Source organism: Burkholderia alba, from assembly GCF_034721475.1.
Classification (GTDB): domain Bacteria; phylum Pseudomonadota; class Gammaproteobacteria; order Burkholderiales; family Burkholderiaceae; genus Burkholderia; species Burkholderia alba.
Genome location: NZ_JAWJWL010000017.1, coordinates 148,518 through 168,306, shown reverse-complemented (window position 1 = coordinate 168,306; position 19,789 = coordinate 148,518). Strand labels below are relative to the sequence as shown.

Below are 19,789 nucleotides of genomic sequence, written 5' to 3'. Positions count from 1 at the left end.
AAAAACCCCCTTCCCACTCCTTCCTCTCTCCTCTCTCGCTTCACACGAACCGCTCTGATCGGCCGATCACGCTCATTGCCGTTCAATGGCACACCTCTGCTCCACAGGCTCGGTGACGATGTCATCGCGATCGGCACACTTGCCGGGTCATCGACCGTCCGATTCGCGTGTTTCGCCATTCAATTTCAGAGGGCACCAACATCACCGCCATCAGTCGGTATTCGCGACCCGGCGTAAAATCGTCGAACCCACAAGAAAAGGCGGAACACCACGATGAATGCCTCGGTCCAGTTTGCCCGTGCGGTCTGCCCTCACGATTGCCCGGATACTTGCGCGATGCGCGTCACCGTCGAGAATGGTAGAGCGGTGAAGGTAACCGGAGATCCCGATCACCAGCCGACTCAGGGCGTTCTGTGCACCAAGGTGAGTCGATATGCCGATCGAGTTCACCATCCCGAGCGATTGACGGTACCGCTCAAGCGAGTCGGACGAAAAGGCGAAGGCCGCTTCGAACCGATCAGCTGGGATGAGGCAAACCGTTTGGTCGGCGAGCGTCTCGGCGAGATCGCGCAACGTGCGCCTGAAGCGATCGTTCCTTACAGTTACGCCGGCACGATGGGGCTGATCCAGGGTGAAAGCATGGCTCAGCGCTTCTTCAATGCGCTGGGTGCTTCGAGACTAGAGCGCACCATCTGTTCCGCGGCTGGTGCGGCCGGGCTGCGCTATACCTACGGTGCAAGCATCGGGATGCATGTCGAGTTCTTCGAGGAAAGCGAGCTGATCCTGATCTGGGGCTCGAATCCGATCGCATCGAATCTGCATTTCTGGACCCGTGCGCAGGAAGCCAAGCGACGGGGCGCCAAACTGGTCGCAATTGACCCTTATCGTTCGCTAACTGCGGAGAAATGCCATCAGCATATCGCCCTCAAACCCGGTACGGATGGCGCGTTCGCGCTTGGCATGATGCATGTCCTGATCGAGGAAGGGCTGCTCGATCACGCGTACATCGACGCCCACACGCTGGGTTTCGACGCAATGAAATCGCGGGCAATGACATACCCGCCGGAGCGTGTCGCCCGGATCTGCGGGGTGTCGACGGAGGAAATCGTCGAATTGGCCCGTTTGTACGGGCGCACCCGAAAGTCGGCGATTCGTCTCAGTTACGGTATGCAGCGCGTGCGTGGAGGCGGTAATGCGGTTCGCGCGATCGCCAGCCTGCCTTCGCTGACCGGCGCATGGCGGGATCGTGCAGGCGGACTGTTGATGTCGTCGTCCGAATGGGCGCCCACCGATTCGGCAGCGCTGGGTCGTCCGGACCTGTTACCGGGTTGGCCGAACCATCTGCCGCGTCTGCTCAACATGAATGCGATCGGCGATGCGTTGCTTCATCCCGGCGATGCGCTCTTCGGCCCCAAGGTTGAGGCGATCATCGTCTACAACTCGAATCCGGTTGCGGTAGCGCCCGACTCCGAAAAGGTTGCGGCGGGATTCGCCAGACAAGATCTTTTCACGATTGTTCTAGAGCATTTCAAGACAGATACTGCTGATTACGCCGATATTTTGCTCCCCGCCACTTCACAGCTCGAGCATCTCGACGTGCACAAATCCTACGGACATACGCACGTGATGGCGAATCTGCCCGCGATCGCGCCGATCGGGGAGGCCCGGCCGAATACAGAAATCTTCCGCGGTTTCGCGCGAAGCATGGGGTTTGACCATCCGGCATTCAGCGAAGACGACGAGACGCTTGCGCGCGCAGCGCTCCGTTGGGACGATCCGTCGCTCCAGAGCGACTGGGCGACGCTGAAGCAGTCCGGCTGGCTCAAACTGAAGTTGGCCGACGCGCCGTTCGCCGAGGGGGGCTTTCGCACTCCGTCGGGAAAGTGCGAGTTCTACAGCGCGAGGCTCGCCGAGATGGATCTGGATCCGGTACCCGACTATCTGCCGCCCTACGAGTCTGCGGATGGCGCCCCCGACCTGGCCGCCCGTTATCCGCTCGCGATGATCTCGCCGCCGGCGCGCAATTTCCTGAACAGTACCTTCGTCAATGTCAGCAGCCTGAGGGCCACGGAAGGTGAGCCGCATCTCGACATCCATCCGGAGGATGCCGCGCGGCGGGGCATTATCGAAGGGGATATCGTCAAAATATTCAATGACCGAGGTGTGTTGCGTGCAAAAGCGCGTGTGACGGACCGTGCGAGGGAAGGTTTGGTCGTCGGTCTGTCGATCTGGTGGAAGAAGCTTGCGCCGGATGGCTGTAACGCCAATCAGGTGACGAGTCAGGCGCTGACCGATCTTGGTCGCGCTGCGACGTTCTACGACTGTCTCGTCGAGGTGGAGCGAATCTGAACGGCGCTGACTCGGTCGACTGCGCATCCGGTCGGTCGCCGCAGCCCGCCCGCGCAAGTTGGAAAGGAGTGTCTAACCCGGTTGTCTCGTAAAGGCCGACCGGCTAGGATGCGTTTTAGCACGACCATTCGAAAATCGTTGAGGAGACGCGCTGCATGGACAAGATTTGGCTGAAGTCGTACCCACCCGGCGTTCCAGCCGAAATTGACGCGTGCAAGTATCAATCGGTTTCCGATTTGCTCGAGGAGAGCTTCCGCAATTATCGTGATCGGACTGCGTTCATCTGCATGGGCAAGTCGATCAGCTACGGCGAACTGGATGCGCTGTCCCGCAGGCTGGGCGGCTGGCTGCAGTCTCGCGGCCTCGCGCGCGGAGCGCGCGTGGCGATCATGATGCCGAACGTGTTGCAGTATCCGGTGACGATCGCCGCCGTCTTGCGCGCCGGTTATACGGTCGTCAACGTCAATCCGCTTTACACGCCGCGCGAACTCGAACATCAGCTGAAGGACAGCGGAGCCGAGGCTATCGTCATCCTCGAAAATTTCGCGTCGACACTGGAGGCGGTCATCGCCAGGACGGCGATCAAGCATGTGGTTGTCGCGGCGATGGGTGACCTGATGGGCTTGAAAGGTCTGATCGTCAACTACGTCGTGCGTCGCGTGAAGAAGATGGTGCCGCCGTGGAGTCTGCCGTCGCACACCCGTTTCAATGCGGCGCTCGCCGAAGGTGGCCGCCAGTCTTTCAAGCCGATCCCCCAAGGTCCCGACGACGTCGCCTTCCTGCAGTACACGGGCGGTACGACCGGCGTGGCGAAAGGGGCGACGCTGCTGCAGCGCAATATCGTCGCCAATGTGCTGCAGGCCGCTGCGTGGCACGAACCGGCGCATGCGAAGCATCCGGATGTCGACCCGTTCATCACGGTGATCGCACTGCCGCTGTACCACGTGTTTGCGCTGACCGTTTGCGGCTTTCTCACGATGCGCACGGGCGGTACCGGCATCCTGATCCCGAACCCGCGGGACATCGGCGGGATGATCAAGGAATTGAAGGGCTATGCCATTTCGACGATTCCGGCCGTCAACACACTCTATAACGCGATGTTGAATCACCCGGACTTCGGTCAGCTCGATTTCTCCAAGCTCGCGGTGGCGAATGCCGGGGGCATGGCGGTCCAGGAAAGCATCGCGAAGCGCTGGTTCGAGAAAACCGGGGTGCCGATCGTCGAAGGGTATGGCCTGTCGGAGACGTCGCCTTGCGCGACCTGCAATCCGGTCGTCGCGTCCGAATACAACGGCACGATCGGTGTGCCGCTGCCGTCGACCGAAGTCGCGATACGCGACGACGCCGGCAACGACGTGCCGCTTGGTCAACCCGGGGAGATCTGCATTCGCGGGCCGCAGGTGATGGCGGGCTACTGGAATCGCCCCGAGGAAACCGAGAAGGTGATGTTCCCGGACGGCTTCTTCAAATCCGGCGACGTCGGCGTGATGGATGAGCGCGGCTACGTGAAGATCGTCGACCGGAAGAAGGACATGATTCTCGTGTCCGGCTTCAATGTGTATCCGAACGAGATCGAAGACGTGGTGGCCTCGCACCCGGGCGTATACGAAGTGGCGGCGGTGGGGGTGCCCGACGAGCATTCCGGCGAAGCGGTGAAACTGTTCGTCGTGAAAAAGGATCCGGCGCTGACCGACAAGGATCTGCTGGCGTACTGCAAAGAGCGCCTGACCGGCTACAAGCGGCCGAAGGTCATCGAATTCCGCACCGAGTTGCCGAAGACCAACGTCGGCAAGATCCTGCGGCGCGAATTGCGCGACGGCAAGGCTTGAGCGAGGCGGCCCGCCGCGGCGGGCGACCCCGGCTCAATCGATGGGGCGCCGCGGTTGCGCGGCGTGGCCAAATAAAAAAGGCGCCCGAGGGCGCCTTTTAAGTTACTGCTCTCTCGTTACACGCTTATTAGAACTTGTGACGGATGCCGACCGTTGCCGCAACCTGGTTCGGCGAGTTCGATGCCGTCAGGTTGTTGATGGCCGCTACTGCCTTCTGACCCGTCGAGTCGTAGCCCAGCGCGTGCTGGTAGACGCCGATCATGTAGATGTCCGTGCGCTTCGACAGGAAGTAGTCGAGGCCCAGGTTCACCTGGTGGTATTGCGCCGCGGATTGGCCGTTGACCTTCGAGCCGCGCGTATAGTCGTACGCGATGCCCGCGAGCAGGGCCGGAGTCAACTGATACTTGAAGTTCGCTTCGATGTTGTGGAAGCTCGCATCGCCTTGCAGGTTCAGCGGGTTCAGCTTGAGGCCGCCGATCGAGCCGACGTTGTCGAAGCGGGTGTAGCTGTACGTCAGGCCGAGGGTTGCCGCGCCGATCGTATAGGCGCCGCCGGCCGCCGCGATCTGCATCGTGCTGGCCGATGCGTAGCCCTTGTACACCGGGCTCGACATGTTGAGCGCCGTCGTCGTGGAGCTGGCTGCGTTCGCGTTCGGGTTGTTGCCGAAGAACGAGTAGTTCGGGTCACGCGCGTTCACGTAGCCGACGCCGAGCACCAGCGGGCCGTTCGAGTAGCCGGCGCCGAGCGACCAGATCTGGTTGCGGCTGAAGTCGCCGGCCTGGCCACCCAGGCTGTACAAGCCGCCAAAGGTGAAGCCGCCGTACGTCGGGCTCGTGAACTTGATCGCGTTGTTGACGCGATTGGCGTTGTTCATGTTGTCGAGGTCGCCCGGGTGCGCGCCGATGTAGCCGGCCCACTGGCTGCCGCTTTCGAGCGCGCCGGTGTAGTCGACCACGGAGTCGTACTGGCGGCCCAGCGTGACCGTGCCGTACTGGCTGCTCGACAGACCGACGAACGCCTGGCGGCCGAACATGTCACCGCCCTGGCCGAGCGAGCCGTTCGAGGCGCTGAAGCCGTTTTCGAGCACGAAGATCGCCTTCAGCCCGCCGCCCAGATCTTCCGAGCCCTTCAGGCCGAACCGGCTGCCCTGCAGCACGCCGCTCGCCTGTTGATATTGACGGGCGCCGTTGGCGTTGTTGTTGAACAGGATGCCTGCATCGACGATGCCGTACAGCGTAACGCTGCTTTGCGCATGAGCTGCGCCAGCGAACGCGCCCAGCGCAACCAGCGCGAGAAGCGACTTTTTCATTAACGGATCTCCAAGGATTACGAAATTTATTGTTGCAAGGCAAATAGTTATGTTTTGGTAGCGGGCCTTGCTTCAACTTCGAACGAAGTCGCACGTAATGTAGCAAAAGGATTTTTCGGGACAAAGAGAAAGCAGGCGGCTTGCGTCTCCATGTTTCCTTTATGCAACAATGGTTAAAATCACGGGTTAACCGCAATTTCCGCGTAGTAAGTGGGTAGGTAAGCGCAATAACATGCTTACGAAATCCTTTCCGAGATCGCGGCTTCACGGAGAAATGGAATGGTGTTTGACGAACTGATCAGCGAATTTGATCGTGGTTTGCGCTCGATGACGGGTGTCAGTCGGATGAGCCGGCCGGTCCCGGCGCCGGCGTTCGCCCCGCCGGTCGAACTGAGCGCGGAGGAGCGCAAGCACGCCGCCGGACTGATGCGCGTGAACCATGTCGGCGAGGTTTGCGCGCAGGCGCTCTACCAAGCGCAGAAGCTGACGACGAAATCGCCTACGCTGAAGGAGATGTTCGAGGAAGCCGCGCGCGAGGAGGAGGATCATCTCGCATGGACCGCGCACCGCCTGAAGGACCTGGATTCGCGCCCGAGCCTGTTGAACCCGCTGTGGTATGCGGGAGCGATGGCGATCGGCATCGTGGCCGGCCGTCTCGGCGACAAGGTGAGCCTGGGCTTCATGGCCGAGACGGAGCGGCAGGTCGAGAGCCATCTGGACAGCCATCTGTCGGAGCTGCCGGCGGCCGACGCGGAGTCGCGCGCGATCGTCGAGCAGATGCGCGTCGATGAAGTGAAGCACGGCAAGACCGCCAGCGACGCGGGCGGCATCGAATTGCCGATGCCGGCGCGCATGCTGATGCGCGCCGCGTCGAAAGTGATGACCAGCACTGCGTACTATCTCTGACGCGGAGCGCATGGACGGCGTGGGAGTGCGCCGTCCCGCTCCGGCCGGAAATCTCGCCTTCTCCCTGCGTTTTTCCCCCGCCGAAATGCCTGCCGCCACGCCCGTCTGGGGCGCACTTTTCACGTATCACCTTCACAACATTCGGTAGCTCATTCATTTATAACACTTTTCGGTATGAGGGCCAGCTTGAGGAGGTTGGCGTAAGTCCTTGTTCTAACTAACAAAATTCGTCAAAAAATCGTGCGCGTCCCTTGACCGTCCCTGACCCTTCCTCTAAAGTGGGAGACAGTGTGAGAAAGTGTTTTTTTGTGTGATCTGGCGAGCTATTCCGGCTAGATTCTCAGCATGGGTCGGGTGCTTCGGCATCGTGAACGGGAGAGCGGATCGTGTTCCAAGGGGCGTCGGCGCTGACGCTCGATGCGAAAGGGCGGATGTCGGTGCCTTCTCGCTATCGCGAAGCGCTGCAAGGACAGGCAGAAGGACGGGTGACTGTGACCAAGCACCCGGACGGCTGCCTGTTGCTGTTTCCGCGCCCGGAATGGGAAGTGTTTCGCACGAAGATCGCCGCGCTGCCGATGGACGCGCACTGGTGGCGCCGTATTTTTCTGGGCAATGCGATGGATGTCGATCTCGACAGCGCAGGCCGGATTCTCGTATCGCCCGAGCTGCGGATGGCGGCCGGACTTGAAAAGGAAGTCATGTTGCTGGGAATGGGTAGTCACTTCGAGTTGTGGGACGCACAGACCTACACCGCGAAGGAGCAGGCGGCGATGGCGCAGGGCATGCCCGACGCGCTGAAGAACTTCACGTTCTGATTGCGGTGACGGAGACGTCCGCGATGGGAAACGAATTGCAGCATCGGACGGTGCTGTTGGATGAAGCAGTCGATGCGCTCGTGACGCGGCCGGACGGCATCTACGTCGACGGCACGTTCGGGCGCGGCGGCCACAGCCGCGCGGTGCTCGCGCGGCTCGGCGCGGCCGGCCGGCTGATCGCATTCGACAAGGATCCGCTCGCGATCGCGACGGCCGCGCGGATCGAGGACGAGCGCTTCGCCATCGTCCATGACAGTTTTGCTTCGCTCGGCGCTGCGCTGGCCGAGCGCGGAGTAGGGCGGGTGTCGGGCGTGCTGCTGGACCTGGGCGTGTCTTCGCCGCAGGTGGACGATCCGGAGCGGGGGTTCAGCTTCCGCGCGGACGGCCCGCTCGACATGCGGATGGACCCGACGCGAGGCGAGTCGGCGGCCGACTGGCTGGCGCGGGTTTCGGTGCAGGAATTGACGGAGGTGATACGAGATTATGGGGAAGAACGGTTTGCTTTTCAGATTGCAAAGGCGCTTGTTGCTCGCCGGGCAGAGTCCGACCGTCTTGGGCCTCTCGACACCACGGGCGAGCTTGCCCAAATCGTGGGTCACGTCGTCAAAACCCGTGAGAAGGGCAAGGATCCGGCAACCCGCACCTTTCAGGCTATACGGATTCACGTCAATCAAGAGCTTGCGGAGCTGCAAGTCGTTCTAGAGGCAGCGCTGTCGGCGTTGGAGCAAGGGGGGCGGCTGGTGGTCATCAGCTTTCATTCGCTCGAGGATCGGATCGTCAAGCGATTCATGCAGGCGCACGCAAGTGCGCCTGTTGTCGATCGTCGTCTGCCGATCCGCGCGGTCGACCTGCCGAGCCCGCCGCTCAAGCTGCTCGGCCGCAAGTTCCCGAGCGACGCCGAAGTCGCAGCCAATCCGCGCGCCCGTTCGGCGGTGATGCGGGTCGCGGAGCGCATCGCGCCATGAGCCGTCTCAATATCTTCCTGCTGATCGTCGTGATGGGTTGCGCCCTCTCGGTCGTCAACTCGACGAATCAGCAACGGCAGATCTTCATTCAATTGCAACGGGCGCAATCGCAGGAGCATCAACTCCAGCAGGACTACGCGCAGCTTCAATATCAGCAGAGCGCGCTGTCGAAGACGTCGCGGATCGAGCAGCTTGCCGACAGTTCGCTGAAGATGCAGGCGATCACGACCGGCCGCACCCAGTATCTGACCTTGCCGCCCGGCGCGGTGAAGGCGGTCGATACGCCGATTCCGTCGTCCGCCCCCTCGGGTGCCGCACAGGGAGGCACGCGATGAAGCAGTCGTCGAAGCGTCAGCAGAGCGTGAAATTCTCGTCGAGTCCGGTGCTGTCGGTGCATTTGCCGATGTGGCGCTCGAAGCTCGTCGTGTTCATGCTGTTCATGGCCTTCGTCGCCCTGGCCGCCCGCGCGTTCTGGATCCAGGGGCCCGGCAACGCGTTCTATCAGAAGCAGGGCGAGAGCCGTTATCAGCGCACGCTCGAGCTGCCGGCGACGCGCGGCAAGATTCTCGACCGCAACGGGCTGGTGCTTGCCACCAGCTTGCCGGTACGGGCGATCTGGGCGATCCCCGAAGCGGTGCCGGACGATCTCGGCGCGGACAAGCTCGACCAGCTCGGCCGGCTGCTCGGGATGTCGGTGAAGGAGCTGCGCACGAAACTGTCGGAAGACAAGAGTTTCGTCTACGTGAAGCGCCAAGTGCCGACCGATGTCGCGGACAAGGTCGCGGCGCTCGACATTCCCGGTATCTATCAGCGCGGCGAGTACAAGCGCTTCTATCCGGAAGGGGAAATCACGGCTCATCTGATCGGTTTCACGAACGTCGAGGACGAGGGGCAGGAAGGTGTCGAGCTGGGCGATCAGAAGCTGCTCGAGGGTATTTCCGGCAGCCGTCACGTGATCAAGGACCGGATGGGACACATCGTCGAGGACGTCGACGAGCAGATGCCGCCGCACAACGGAACCGACGTCGACCTGTCGATCGACAGCAAGATCCAATACATCACGTATGCGAACCTGAAGGCGGCGGTCGAGAAGTTTCACGCGAAGGCCGGCGCGGCGATGGTGATCGACGTGCGTTCGGGCGAGGTGCTGTCGCTCGTCAATTACCCGACCTATAACCCGAACGATCGTTCGCATCTGACCGGCGAGCAGTTGCGCAATCGCGTGCTGACGGACGTGTTCGAGCCGGGTTCGATCATGAAGCCGTTCACCGTATCGCTCGCGCTCGACCTGCACCGCGTGACGCCGACGACGCTGGTCGATACCGGCAACGGGCATTTCGTGCTCGACGGCGCGCCGATTACCGACGACTCGGGGTTCGGCGTGCTGACGGTGGGTGGCGTGATCCAGAAATCGAGCAACATCGGCGCGACCAAGATCGCGATGACGATGAAGCCCGAAGAGATGTGGAATATGTATACCGGCATCGGTCTCGGGCAGGCGCCGAAAGTCGGCTTCCCGGGCGCGGTGACGGGCCGTTTGCGGCCCTGGAAGAGCTGGCGCCGCATCGAGCAGGCGACGATGTCCTACGGTTACGGCCTGTCGGTGTCGCTGTTCCAGCTGGCGCGCGCCTATACGGCCATCGCGCACGACGGCGAAGTGCTGCCGGTGACCATCTTCAAGACGGATAACACGCAGCCCGTGTCCGGTCCGCAGATCTTCGCGCCGAATACCGCCCGCGAAGTGCGCGCGATGCTCGAGACGGTGGTCGCGCCGGGCGGTACGTCCCCCGATGCGGCGGTGCCGGGCTACCGCGTGGGCGGCAAGAGCGGCACGGCATACAAGCAGGTCGGTCGCGGCTACGATCACAAGAAGTATCGTGCGTCGTTCGTAGGAATGGCGCCGATGCCGAATCCGCGCATCGTCGTCGCGGTGTCGGTCGACGAGCCGACCACCGGCAGTCACTTCGGCGGGCAGGTGTCCGGGCCGGTGTTCTCCGCGATCGCGGGCGATACGCTCCGTGCGTTGAACGTGCCGCCCAACATGCCGGTTAAGCAGTTGGTCGTGTCGAACGATGCGGCTCCCGCCGCCGGCGTGCCGAAGGTCGCCGCGGCCCAGGGCGCCAAGCACATGACCGTGTCGAGTTCGACACACAATCCTCCTGGAGTGGTTCGATGAGCGCCGTGCGCAGTTCCCATCCGGCGCACCAGCAGATCGCAGCCGCGCTCGCGTGGCTGCATGCCCATGTCGCGCCCGCCGCGCAGCTCCATGCGGATACGCGCAGCCTGCGCGCGGGCGACGTCTTTTTCGCCTATGCGGTCGACGGCGCCGACAACCGTGCGTTCATCGCCAACGCGCTCGAGCGCGGCGCCGCCGCGGTGCTGTACCAGCCGGAAGGGTTTGCCGCCGACGGACTCGATCCCGCGGTCGCGCTTGCCGTTCCCGCGCTCGACGAGTTGGCCGGCGAGATCGCCAGCACCTGGTATGGGGATCCGAGCGACGCGATGCTGGCCGTCGGCGTGACGGGCACGAACGGCAAGACATCCTGCACGCAATGGATCGCGACCGCGCTGACGGCGCTGCATCAGCCGTGCGCGGTGATCGGCACGCTCGGCAGCGGCATGCCGGGACAACTCGTCCACAGCGGATTCACGACGCCCGACGCGCCGCAATTGCAGCGGAGCCTTGCACAGCTGCAGGCGGCCGGGGCACAGGCGGTCGCGATGGAGGTGTCGTCGCATGCGCTGCATCAAGGCCGCGTGAACGGTACCGCCTTCGATATCGCCGTTTTCACGAACCTGACCCAGGATCACCTCGACTATCACCTGACCTTCGACGCGTACGAAGCCGCGAAGGCGAAGCTGTTCGCGTGGCGCGGCCTGCGTATCGCGGTCGTCAATCGCGACGACGCGGCCGGCCGGCGTCTGCTGGAGAAGCTCCATGGTCGCGTTCGAACGATCGCGTACGGCATCGCTACCCCGCAAGAGCACACGCCCGCCGATCGCGAGCTGGTCGCGACAGATGTGCGCGCGACCGCGACCGGCACGGCATTGCGCCTGACGTCGCCGTGGGGCGACGCGGACATCGAGGTCGGCACGCTGGGCCTGTTCAACGTCAGCAACCTGCTTGCCGTGCTGGGCACGCTGCTTGCCGCCGACGTACCGTTCGACGCCGCGCTTGCCGAGCTGGCCCGGCTCGAATCGGTCAACGGCCGGATGCAGCGGCTCGGCGGCCGCCTGCACAACGACGAGCCACTGGTCGTGGTCGACTATGCGCACACGCCCGACGCGCTCGAGAAGACCCTCGACGCGCTGCGCCCGATCGCGCAGGCGCGCGGCGGCGAACTGGTGTGCATGTTCGGCTGCGGAGGCGATCGCGATGCGACCAAGCGTCCGCTGATGGGCGCGATCGCCGAACGGCTGGCCGACAAGGTCGTCGTGACGAGCGACAACCCGCGCAGCGAGGATCCGCAAAACATCATCGACCAGATCGTCGCCGGCATGCGCGATGCCGCCCGCGTGCGTCGGATCGAGGATCGCGCGAGCGCGATCCTGCAGGCGGTGCGCGGCGCGGCGCGCGAGGACGTAGTCGTGCTGGCCGGCAAGGGGCACGAAGCCACCCAGGAAATCATGGGCAAGAAGCGCGCCTTCTCCGATCAGGACCATGCCCGCCTCGCGCTCGCGGCCCGGGCGACGCAAACCCGGGGGGGCGGCGAATGACGATGCTAACCATGCGCGAAGCCGCCCGGCTGATTCCCGGCGCCACGGTGCTTGGAAACGACGCCGCCGGGTTCGATCGCGTGTCGACCGACAGCCGCGCGGCGGGCCCGGGCGACCTGTTCGTCGCGCTCAAGGGCGAACGGTTCGACGCGCATGACTTTCTCGGCGACGTCGCCGCGCGAGGCGTGAGCGCCGTGCTCGTGGCGCACTGTCCGGCCGAGTGGCGCCTCCCCGCGCTGCAGGTCGCCGATCCGCGCGCCGCGCTCGGCGCGCTGGCGCACGGCTGGCGCCGGCGTTTCGCGCTGCCGGTGGTCGCGGTCACGGGCAGCAACGGCAAGACGACGGTCAAGGAAATGATCGCGGCGATCTTTGCGGCGGCGGTCGGCGAACCGGCGCGGCTCGCGACCGCGGGCAATTTCAACAACGACGTCGGGCTGCCGTTGACGCTGCTGCGCTTGAGCGCATCGCACCGGCTGGCCGTGATCGAGATCGGGATGAATCATCCCGGCGAAACCGAGATGCTGGCCCGATTGACCGCGCCGACGGTGGCGCTCGTCAACAACGCGCAGCGCGAGCACCAGGAATTCATGGCGACCGTCGAGGCGGTGGCGCTCGAACACGCGTCGGTCATTCACGCGCTCGACCCGGACGGCGTCGCGGTGTTCCCGGCCGACGATGCCTACGCCGGCATCTGGCGCGTCGCGGCGACGGGCAACCGGATCGTCGATTTCGCGCTGGCCCGGCCGGAGGGCGACACTCCCGACGCGGCCGTCACGGGCGCGCTGAACGGCAATCGTTTGACGATCGACACGCCGGCCGGCCGGATCGACGTGCAACTTCGCGCACTCGGCGAGCACAACGCGCGCAACGCGCTCGCCGCGACGGCAGCGGCGCTCGCGGCGGATGTGCCGCTCGCGGCGATCCAGTCCGGCCTCGAAGCGTTCGAGCCGGTCAAGGGCCGTCTGCAGGTGAAGCGCGCGGTGAGCGGGGCGCTCGCGGGCGCGACGGTGATCGACGATACCTATAACGCGAATCCCGATTCGATGCGGGCCGCGATCGACGTGCTGGCGGCGCAATCCGCGCCGCGCGTGCTGGTGATCGGCGAGATGGGGGAGGTCGGCGACGATGGCCCCGCGTTCCATCGCGAGATCGGCGCTTATGCGCGCGAACGGGGCATCGATGCGCTCCACGCGCTCGGCGACGCGACGCGCGACGCTTGCGCGGCCTACGGTGCGTCGGCGCGGCATGTCGACGATGTGGCGGCGCTGATCGCCGGGCTGCTCGCCGCGAACTACGGCGCGCAGGCGACACTGCTCGTGAAGGGCTCGCGCTTCATGAAGATGGAGCGCGTGGTCGACGCGCTGACGAAACAATCCGCGACGGGCGCTACGCCCGGCGCACACTGAGAAGGAAGGAAGCATGCTGCTGGCGTTGGCGCAATGGCTGCAAAATGACGCAAGCTTTTTGCGCTTGTTCACGTACCTCACGTTCCGGGCAGTGATGGCCACCATCACGGCGCTCGTGATCGGGCTCGTGTGCGGTCCGTGGGTGATCCGCAAGCTGACCCAGATGAAGGTCGGCCAGGCCGTGCGCAAGGACGGCCCGCAGACCCATTTGGTCAAGTCGGGCACGCCGACGATGGGCGGCGTGCTGATCCTCATCGGCATCGCGGTCGCCACGCTGCTGTGGGGCGACCTGACGAACCGTTTCATCTGGATCGTGATGCTCGTGACCTTCGGCTTCGGCGTGATCGGCTGGGTCGACGACTACCGCAAGGTCGTTCACAAGGATCCGCGCGGGATGTCGTCGCGCGAAAAATACTTCTGGCAATCGGTGATCGGGCTGTTCGCCGCGGTCTATCTCGCGTTCAGCGTGTCCGAAGCAAGCACCGGCCGCGTGTTCGACCTGTTCATGTCGTGGGTGCGCAGCGGCATGTCGATGGGCCTGCCCGCCCGCGCCGACCTGCTGCTGCCGTTCCTCAAGTCGATCAGCTATCCGCTCGGCGTATGGGGCTTCATCGCGCTGACCTACTTCGTGATCGTCGGGGCGAGCAACGCGGTGAACCTCACCGACGGCCTCGACGGCCTCGTGATCATGCCGGTCGTGCTGGTCGGCGCGTCGCTCGGGGTGTTCGCGTACGTGATGGGCAGCGCGGTCTATTCGAAATATCTGCTGTTCCCGCACATTCCGGGCGCGGGCGAACTCTTGATCTTCTGCTCGGCGATGGGCGGCGCGGGGCTGGCGTTCCTCTGGTACAACACGCATCCCGCCCAGGTGTTCATGGGCGACGTCGGCGCGCTGGCGCTCGGCGGCGCGCTCGGCACCGTCGCGGTGATCGTCCGCCAGGAAATCGTGCTCTTCATCATGGGCGGGATCTTCGTCGCGGAAACGCTTTCCGTGATGTTGCAGGTCACCTGGTTCAAATATACGAAGCGTCGCTACGGCGAAGGGCGCCGCATCTTCAAGATGGCGCCGCTGCATCATCATTTCGAGTTGTCGGGCTGGAAGGAAACGCAGGTGGTGGTGCGTTTCTGGATCATTACGTTGATGCTCTGCCTGTTCGGTTTGTCCACCCTCAAGCTGCGGTAAGGAAAGTCAGGATGTTCGGCGAGAAGTTTGGAGATCGGCAACGGCCGATGGTGCTTGTGCTGGGGCTCGGGGAGTCGGGTCTCGCGATCGCGCGGTGGTGTGCGAGGCACGGGTGCCGGCTGCGTATTGCCGACACGCGCGATGCGCCGCCGAACCTTGCCGCTCTCGCGGAAGCGGGGATCGATGCCGAATTCGTCGGCGGCGCACTGAGCCCGGCGTTGCTCGACGGCGGCATCGAACTGGTCGCGCTGAGCCCGGGGCTGTCGCCGCTCGCCGACGATCTGGCGCCGCTGCTGGCTGCCGCGCGCGAGCACGGCATCCCGGTGTGGGGCGAACTGGAATTCTTCGCGCAGGCGCTTGCCGCGCTGGGTGCGAACGGATACGCGCCGAAAGTGCTGGCGATCACCGGGACCAACGGCAAGACCACGACGACCAGCCTGACCGGATTGCTGTGCGAGCGCGCGGGCCGGAAGGTGGCCGTCGCCGGCAACATCAGCCCGGCGATGCTCGACCGGCTGGCCGAGGCCATCGACGCGACGGCGTTGCCGGACGTCTGGGTGCTGGAGCTGTCGAGCTTTCAGCTCGACACCGCGCTGAGCTTCGCGCCGGACGCCGCGACGGTGCTCAACATCACGCAGGACCATCTCGACTGGCACGGCGGTTTCGCCGCCTATGCGGCGGCGAAGGGCCGGATCTTCGGGCCGCGTACCGTGCGGGTGCTCAACCGCGACGACGCGGAGGCGATGAAGTTCGCGCCGCCGGCCGCGGCCGCCGATGCGCCGAGGGTCGTCACGTTCGGTCTGAACGAGCCGACTCGCGAAGGCGACTCCGGGCTGCTGCGCGACAACGGCATGAACTGGCTCGTCGAGGCGCACGATCGCGATGCGACCGACGAACCGGTGTCGCCGCGCCGCCGGAAGCAGGAGGCGGCCGCGCCGCGCGATATCGGCCTGAAACGCCTGATGCCGGCCGACGCGCTGCGGATCCGCGGGCTGCACAACGCAGCGAACGCGCTCGCCGCGTTCGCGCTCGCACGCGCTATCGACCTGCCCGCCGCGCCGCTGCTGCACGGCTTGCGCGAGTACCGCGGCGAGGCGCACCGGGTCGAGGTGATTGCGTCGCTGGAAGGCGTCGATTATGTCGACGACAGCAAGGGCACGAACGTCGGGGCGACGGTCGCGGCCCTCGACGGTCTGGCTCAGCGCACGGTGCTGATCGCCGGCGGCGACGGCAAGGGCCAGGATTTCGCGCCGCTCGTCGCCCCGGTCGCGCGCTGGTGCCGCGCCGTGATGCTGATCGGCCGCGATGCTCCCGCGTTGCGCGCCGTGCTTGCCGAGACGGGCGTGGCGCTCGCCGATCACGCGACGCTCGACGAAGCGGTGCGCGCGGCGAGCGAACTCGCGCAGCCCGGCGACGCCGTGCTGCTGTCGCCCGCGTGCGCCAGTCTCGACATGTTCAAGAATTACGCGCATCGCGCCGAGGTGTTCCGCGGCGCGGTGGAAGAGATAGCTCTGGAAAAAGGAACGACGATATGAGCTGGTCCGATCGCCTCGTTTCGCGTTTCAACGGTCAGCGCGACGCAGCCGGCGGCGCCGGTGCGGGAGCACGCGTGACGTCGGGCGCGCGCTCCGCCGCCGGCGGTCTCGCGAGCGTCGTCAACGGCGCCCGTCCGACCCGTTCGCGAATGCTCGATTTCGATTACTCGCTGCTGTGGGTGTCGATCGCGCTGCTCGGGCTCGGTGTCGTAATGGTGTATTCGGCGTCGATCGCGATGCCCGATTCGCCGAAATACGCGTCGTATCACGATTACGCATTTCTGATGCGCCACGTCATCTCGCTCGCCGTCGCGTTCATCGCGGCGGTGATCGCGTTCCGCGTCCCGGTGTCGACCTGGGACAAGTACGCCCCGCACCTTTTCCTGATCGCGCTGGTCGGTCTCGTGATCGTGCTGATCCCGCACGTCGGCAAGGGCGTGAACGGCGCGCGCCGCTGGATTCCGCTCGGCATCACGAACATGCAGCCGTCGGAGATCATGAAGCTCGCGGTGACGATCTACGTGGCGAACTACACGGTGCGCAAGCAGGAATACATGCAGAGTTTCGCGAAGGGCTTCCTGCCGATGGCGTTCGCGGTCGGCATGGTCGGCGCGCTGCTGCTGCTCGAGCCGGACATGGGCGCGTTCATGGTGGTCGCCGCGATCGCGATGGGCGTGCTGTTTCTCGGCGGCGTCAACGGCAAGCTGTTCGGCGGGCTGGTCGCGACGGCGGTCGGCACCTTCACGATGCTGGTCTGGCTCTCGCCGTGGCGCCGCGAGCGGATCTTCGCCTACCTCGATCCGTGGGACGAGCGTTATGCGCAGGGCAAGGCCTATCAGCTGACGCACTCGCTGATCGCGTTCGGTCGCGGCGAATGGTTCGGCGTGGGTCTGGGCGGCAGCGTCGAGAAACTCAATTACCTGCCGGAAGCGCACACCGACTTCATCCTTGCCGTGATCGGCGAGGAGCTGGGGTTCGTCGGCGTGCTGGTCGTGATCCTGCTGTTCTACTGGATCGTGCGGCGCGCGTTCGAGATCGGCCGCCAGGCGCTCGCGCTCGACCGGACTTTCGCCGGTCTGATGGCGAAGGGCGTCGGCATCTGGTTCGGCGCGCAGGCGTTCATCAACATGGGCGTGAATCTCGGTCTGTTGCCGACCAAGGGCTTGACGCTGCCGCTCGTCAGCTACGGCGGGTCGGGCATCCTGTTGAACTGCGTCGCGCTGGCGGTGCTGCTCCGGGTGGATTACGAGAACCGGGTGCTGATGCGCGGAGGGAAAGTATGACCACCACGCGGCGCACCCTGATGGTGATGGCGGGCGGCACCGGGGGGCACGTGTTCCCGGGGCTCGCGGTCGCCCATCGGATGGAAGCGCAGGGCTGGCGCGTCGTATGGCTCGGCAACCCGGCCGGAATGGAAGCGACGCTCGTCCCGAAGCACGGCATCCCGATGGAATACGTGCGCTTCGGCGGCCTGCGCGGCAAGGGGCTGAAAACCAAGCTGATGCTGCCCTTCAATCTGTTGCGCGCGTGCGGCCAGAGCCTCGCCGTGCTGCGCCGGGTGAAGCCGGATGTCGTGTTGGGGATGGGCGGCTACATCACGTTCCCGGCGGGTGTGATGACGGCGCTGACCGGCCGCCCGCTGGTGCTGCACGAACAGAACTCGATCGGCGGCCTCGCGAACAAGGTGCTCGCGAAACTGGCGAAGCGGGTGCTCGTCGCGTTTCCGGGCGCGCTGCCGCACGCCGAATGGACCGGCAACCCGATCCGCGCGGAACTTGCGCGCACGGCACCGCCCGAAGCACGCTATGCCGCGCGCAGCGGCAAGCTGAATCTGCTGGTGGTCGGCGGCAGTCTCGGCGCCGCCGCGCTCAACGAAGTGGTGCCGCGCGCGTTGGCGCTGATGCCGCCGGCCGAGCGCCCGCAGGTGGTGCACCAGGCCGGCGCGAAGCATATCGAGACACTGAAATCGAACTACGAGGCGGCCGGGCTGGCGTACGGCAGCGACGTGCAACTGCTGCCGTTCATCGACGACATGGCGGCGGCGTATGCGAATGCCGATCTGGTGATCTGCCGTTCCGGCGCGATGACCGTGGCGGAGATCGCGGCCGTCGGCGTCGCGGCGCTGTTCGTGCCGTTCCCGTATGCGGTCGACGATCACCAGACGACCAATGCCGCCTTCCTCGCCGACGAAGGCGCGGCGGTGCTGGTGCAACAACGCGACCTGTCGGCCGAGCTGCTTGCCGACTGGCTGCGCAGCCAGTCACGCGAGTCGCTCGCGGCGATGGCGGAGCGTTCGCGCTCGCTGGCCAAGCCCGATGCCACCGATGAAGTCGCGCGCGCATGCGCGGCGGCGGCGGGCGCGAATCTGGAAGAAACACCATGAAACACATCGTCAAACACATTCATTTCGTCGGAATCGGCGGCGCGGGCATGAGCGGGATCGCGGAAGTGCTCGTCAACCTGGGCTATCAGGTGAGCGGCTCAGATCTGTCGCGCAATGCGGTGACCGAGCGCCTCGCGGCGCTCGGCGCGCGGATCGCGGTCGGCCACGACGCGGCCAACATCGAAGGGGCGAACGCCGTGGTGGTGTCCACCGCGGTGCGCTCGGACAACCCGGAAGTGCTCGCCGCGCGCCGCCAGCGCGTGCCGATCGTGCAGCGCGCGGTGATGTTGGCCGAGCTGATGCGCTTGAAGCAGGGGATCGCGATTGCCGGCACGCACGGCAAGACGACCACGACGAGCCTCGTCGCGAGCGTGCTCGCGGCGGGCGGTCTCGATCCGACCTTCGTGATCGGCGGCCGGCTGATCAGCGCCGGCGCGAATGCGCGGCTCGGCACGGGCGACTTCATCGTCGCCGAAGCCGACGAATCGGATGCGTCATTCCTGAATCTGTATCCGGTGATCGAGGTGATCACGAACATCGACGCGGATCACATGGACACCTACGGCCACGATTTCGCGCGGCTCAAGCAGGCGTTCATCGAATTCACCCAGCGTCTGCCGTTCTACGGCAGCGCCGTGGTGTGCGTCGACGATCCGAACGTGCGTCAGATCATCCCGTTCATCTCGAAGCCGGTGGTGCGCTACGGCCTCGCGGCGGATGCGCAGGTGCGCGCGGAGCATCTCGACGCGCGGGACGGCAAGATGCATTTCACGGTCCAGCGCGAAGGATGCGCGCCGCTGCCGGTGGTGCTCAACCTGCCGGGGCTGCACAACGTGCAGAACGCGCTCGCGGCGATCGCGATCGCAACGGATCTCGGCGTCTCGGACGATGCGATCCAACTGGCGCTCGCGGAATTCAACGGCGTCGGCCGGCGGTTCCAGCGGCATGGCGAGATTCCCGTGGCGGGCGGCACCTATACGCTGATCGACGACTACGGCCATCATCCGGTCGAGATGGCGGCGACGGTGGCGGCCGCGCGCGGCGCGTTTCCGGGTCGCCGCCTCGTGCTCGCCTTCCAGCCGCACCGCTACACGCGCACGCGCGACTGCTTCGAGGATTTCGTCAACGTGCTGTCGACGGTCGATGCGCTGGTATTGACCGAGGTCTATGCGGCCGGTGAGGCGCCGATTCCGACCGCGAACGGCGACGCGCTGTCGCGGGCGCTACGCGCGGCGGGCAAGGTCGAGCCGGTGCTCGTCGAGACGGTCGACGCGGTGCCTGGGGCACTCGCGCAGATCGCGCGTCCGGGCGACGTGGTAATCACGATGGGGGCGGGTTCGATCGGCGGCGTGCCGGGCAAGCTCACCCAAGAACAGCAATCGAAGGAATGAC

General features: G+C 65.1%; 15 protein-coding genes. 14 read left to right on the top strand and 1 reads right to left on the bottom strand.

Annotated elements, in window-relative coordinates:
* Positions 1 to 273: 273 nt before the first annotated feature.
* Positions 274 to 2,349, top strand: coding sequence for a molybdopterin-containing oxidoreductase family protein (locus tag RZR99_RS20330; protein ID WP_323121570.1), 2,076 nt, complete (start codon positions 274 to 276; stop codon positions 2,347 to 2,349).
* 155 nt (positions 2,350 to 2,504) lie between these two features.
* Complete coding sequence (locus RZR99_RS20325) at positions 2,505 to 4,178, top strand: long-chain fatty acid--CoA ligase (protein WP_323121569.1); 1,674 nt, start codon at positions 2,505 to 2,507, stop codon at positions 4,176 to 4,178.
* A gap of 127 nt (positions 4,179 to 4,305) precedes the next feature.
* Here RZR99_RS20325 and RZR99_RS20320 read toward each other — a convergent pair whose 3' ends face one another.
* Positions 4,306 to 5,487, bottom strand: coding sequence for a porin (locus RZR99_RS20320; RefSeq protein WP_323121568.1), 1,182 nt, complete (start codon positions 5,485 to 5,487; stop codon positions 4,306 to 4,308).
* A 279-nt stretch (positions 5,488 to 5,766) separates the two neighbouring features.
* On the opposite strand from RZR99_RS20320, the gene coq7 reads away from it, so the two are divergent.
* From coq7 to murC, 12 genes are all read left to right on the top strand, one after another.
* Positions 5,767 to 6,393, top strand: coding sequence for a 2-polyprenyl-3-methyl-6-methoxy-1,4-benzoquinone monooxygenase (gene coq7, locus RZR99_RS20315; protein WP_323121567.1), 627 nt, complete (start codon positions 5,767 to 5,769; stop codon positions 6,391 to 6,393).
* Between the two features lie 386 nt (positions 6,394 to 6,779).
* Entirely contained in the window at positions 6,780 to 7,208 is a 429-nt protein-coding gene (mraZ, locus tag RZR99_RS20310; protein WP_323121566.1) for a division/cell wall cluster transcriptional repressor MraZ, read from the top strand.
* A 23-nt stretch (positions 7,209 to 7,231) separates the two neighbouring features.
* Complete coding sequence (gene rsmH / locus RZR99_RS20305; protein ID WP_323121565.1) at positions 7,232 to 8,173, top strand: 16S rRNA (cytosine(1402)-N(4))-methyltransferase RsmH; 942 nt, start codon at positions 7,232 to 7,234, stop codon at positions 8,171 to 8,173.
* Positions 8,170 to 8,508, top strand: coding sequence for a cell division protein FtsL (ftsL, locus tag RZR99_RS20300; RefSeq protein WP_323121564.1), 339 nt, complete (start codon positions 8,170 to 8,172; stop codon positions 8,506 to 8,508). Before rsmH ends, ftsL begins: the two co-directional genes overlap by 4 nt.
* Entirely contained in the window at positions 8,505 to 10,349 is a 1,845-nt protein-coding gene (locus RZR99_RS20295; protein ID WP_323121563.1) for a peptidoglycan D,D-transpeptidase FtsI family protein, read from the top strand. Before ftsL ends, RZR99_RS20295 begins: the two co-directional genes overlap by 4 nt.
* Positions 10,346 to 11,890 carry a UDP-N-acetylmuramoyl-L-alanyl-D-glutamate--2,6-diaminopimelate ligase gene (locus RZR99_RS20290; RefSeq protein ID WP_323121562.1) on the top strand — a complete coding sequence of 515 codons (1,545 nt, stop codon included), beginning with the start codon at positions 10,346 to 10,348 and terminating at the stop codon, positions 11,888 to 11,890. Before RZR99_RS20295 ends, RZR99_RS20290 begins: the two co-directional genes overlap by 4 nt.
* On the top strand, positions 11,887 to 13,296 hold the full coding sequence (locus RZR99_RS20285) for a UDP-N-acetylmuramoyl-tripeptide--D-alanyl-D-alanine ligase (RefSeq protein WP_323121561.1): 1,410 nt from the start codon (positions 11,887 to 11,889) through the stop codon (positions 13,294 to 13,296). The genes RZR99_RS20290 and RZR99_RS20285 overlap by 4 nt, the downstream gene beginning before the upstream one ends.
* Before the next feature lie 13 nt (positions 13,297 to 13,309).
* Positions 13,310 to 14,479: a phospho-N-acetylmuramoyl-pentapeptide-transferase gene (mraY, locus tag RZR99_RS20280; protein ID WP_323121560.1), complete on the top strand. Its 1,170-nt coding sequence runs from the start codon at positions 13,310 to 13,312 to the stop codon at positions 14,477 to 14,479.
* Positions 14,480 to 14,490: 11 nt separating this feature from the next.
* Positions 14,491 to 16,014, top strand: a complete 1,524-nt coding sequence (gene murD / locus RZR99_RS20275; protein WP_323121559.1) for a UDP-N-acetylmuramoyl-L-alanine--D-glutamate ligase — start codon at positions 14,491 to 14,493, stop codon at positions 16,012 to 16,014.
* Entirely contained in the window at positions 16,011 to 17,297 is a 1,287-nt protein-coding gene (ftsW, locus tag RZR99_RS20270) for a putative lipid II flippase FtsW (protein ID WP_323121558.1), read from the top strand. The genes murD and ftsW overlap by 4 nt, the downstream gene beginning before the upstream one ends.
* Positions 17,294 to 18,397, top strand: coding sequence for an undecaprenyldiphospho-muramoylpentapeptide beta-N-acetylglucosaminyltransferase (murG, locus tag RZR99_RS20265; RefSeq protein WP_323121557.1), 1,104 nt, complete (start codon positions 17,294 to 17,296; stop codon positions 18,395 to 18,397). Before ftsW ends, murG begins: the two co-directional genes overlap by 4 nt.
* Complete coding sequence (murC, locus tag RZR99_RS20260; protein WP_323121556.1) at positions 18,394 to 19,788, top strand: UDP-N-acetylmuramate--L-alanine ligase; 1,395 nt, start codon at positions 18,394 to 18,396, stop codon at positions 19,786 to 19,788. Before murG ends, murC begins: the two co-directional genes overlap by 4 nt.
* Position 19,789: the final 1 nt, after the last annotated feature.

Coding starts and splice junctions, on each gene's coding strand:
- RZR99_RS20330 (WP_323121570.1), top strand. CDS start 274: ATGAATGCCTCGGTCCAGTTTGCCCGTGCGGTCTGCCCTCACGATTGC.
- RZR99_RS20325 (WP_323121569.1), top strand. CDS start 2,505: ATGGACAAGATTTGGCTGAAGTCGTACCCACCCGGCGTTCCAGCCGAA.
- RZR99_RS20320 (WP_323121568.1), bottom strand. CDS start 5,487: ATGAAAAAGTCGCTTCTCGCGCTGGTTGCGCTGGGCGCGTTCGCTGGC.
- coq7 (WP_323121567.1), top strand. CDS start 5,767: ATGGTGTTTGACGAACTGATCAGCGAATTTGATCGTGGTTTGCGCTCG.
- rsmH (WP_323121565.1), top strand. CDS start 7,232: ATGGGAAACGAATTGCAGCATCGGACGGTGCTGTTGGATGAAGCAGTC.
- ftsL (WP_323121564.1), top strand. CDS start 8,170: ATGAGCCGTCTCAATATCTTCCTGCTGATCGTCGTGATGGGTTGCGCC.
- RZR99_RS20295 (WP_323121563.1), top strand. CDS start 8,505: ATGAAGCAGTCGTCGAAGCGTCAGCAGAGCGTGAAATTCTCGTCGAGT.
- RZR99_RS20290 (WP_323121562.1), top strand. CDS start 10,346: ATGAGCGCCGTGCGCAGTTCCCATCCGGCGCACCAGCAGATCGCAGCC.
- RZR99_RS20285 (WP_323121561.1), top strand. CDS start 11,887: ATGACGATGCTAACCATGCGCGAAGCCGCCCGGCTGATTCCCGGCGCC.
- mraY (WP_323121560.1), top strand. CDS start 13,310: ATGCTGCTGGCGTTGGCGCAATGGCTGCAAAATGACGCAAGCTTTTTG.
- murD (WP_323121559.1), top strand. CDS start 14,491: ATGTTCGGCGAGAAGTTTGGAGATCGGCAACGGCCGATGGTGCTTGTG.
- ftsW (WP_323121558.1), top strand. CDS start 16,011: ATGAGCTGGTCCGATCGCCTCGTTTCGCGTTTCAACGGTCAGCGCGAC.
- murG (WP_323121557.1), top strand. CDS start 17,294: ATGACCACCACGCGGCGCACCCTGATGGTGATGGCGGGCGGCACCGGG.
- murC (WP_323121556.1), top strand. CDS start 18,394: ATGAAACACATCGTCAAACACATTCATTTCGTCGGAATCGGCGGCGCG.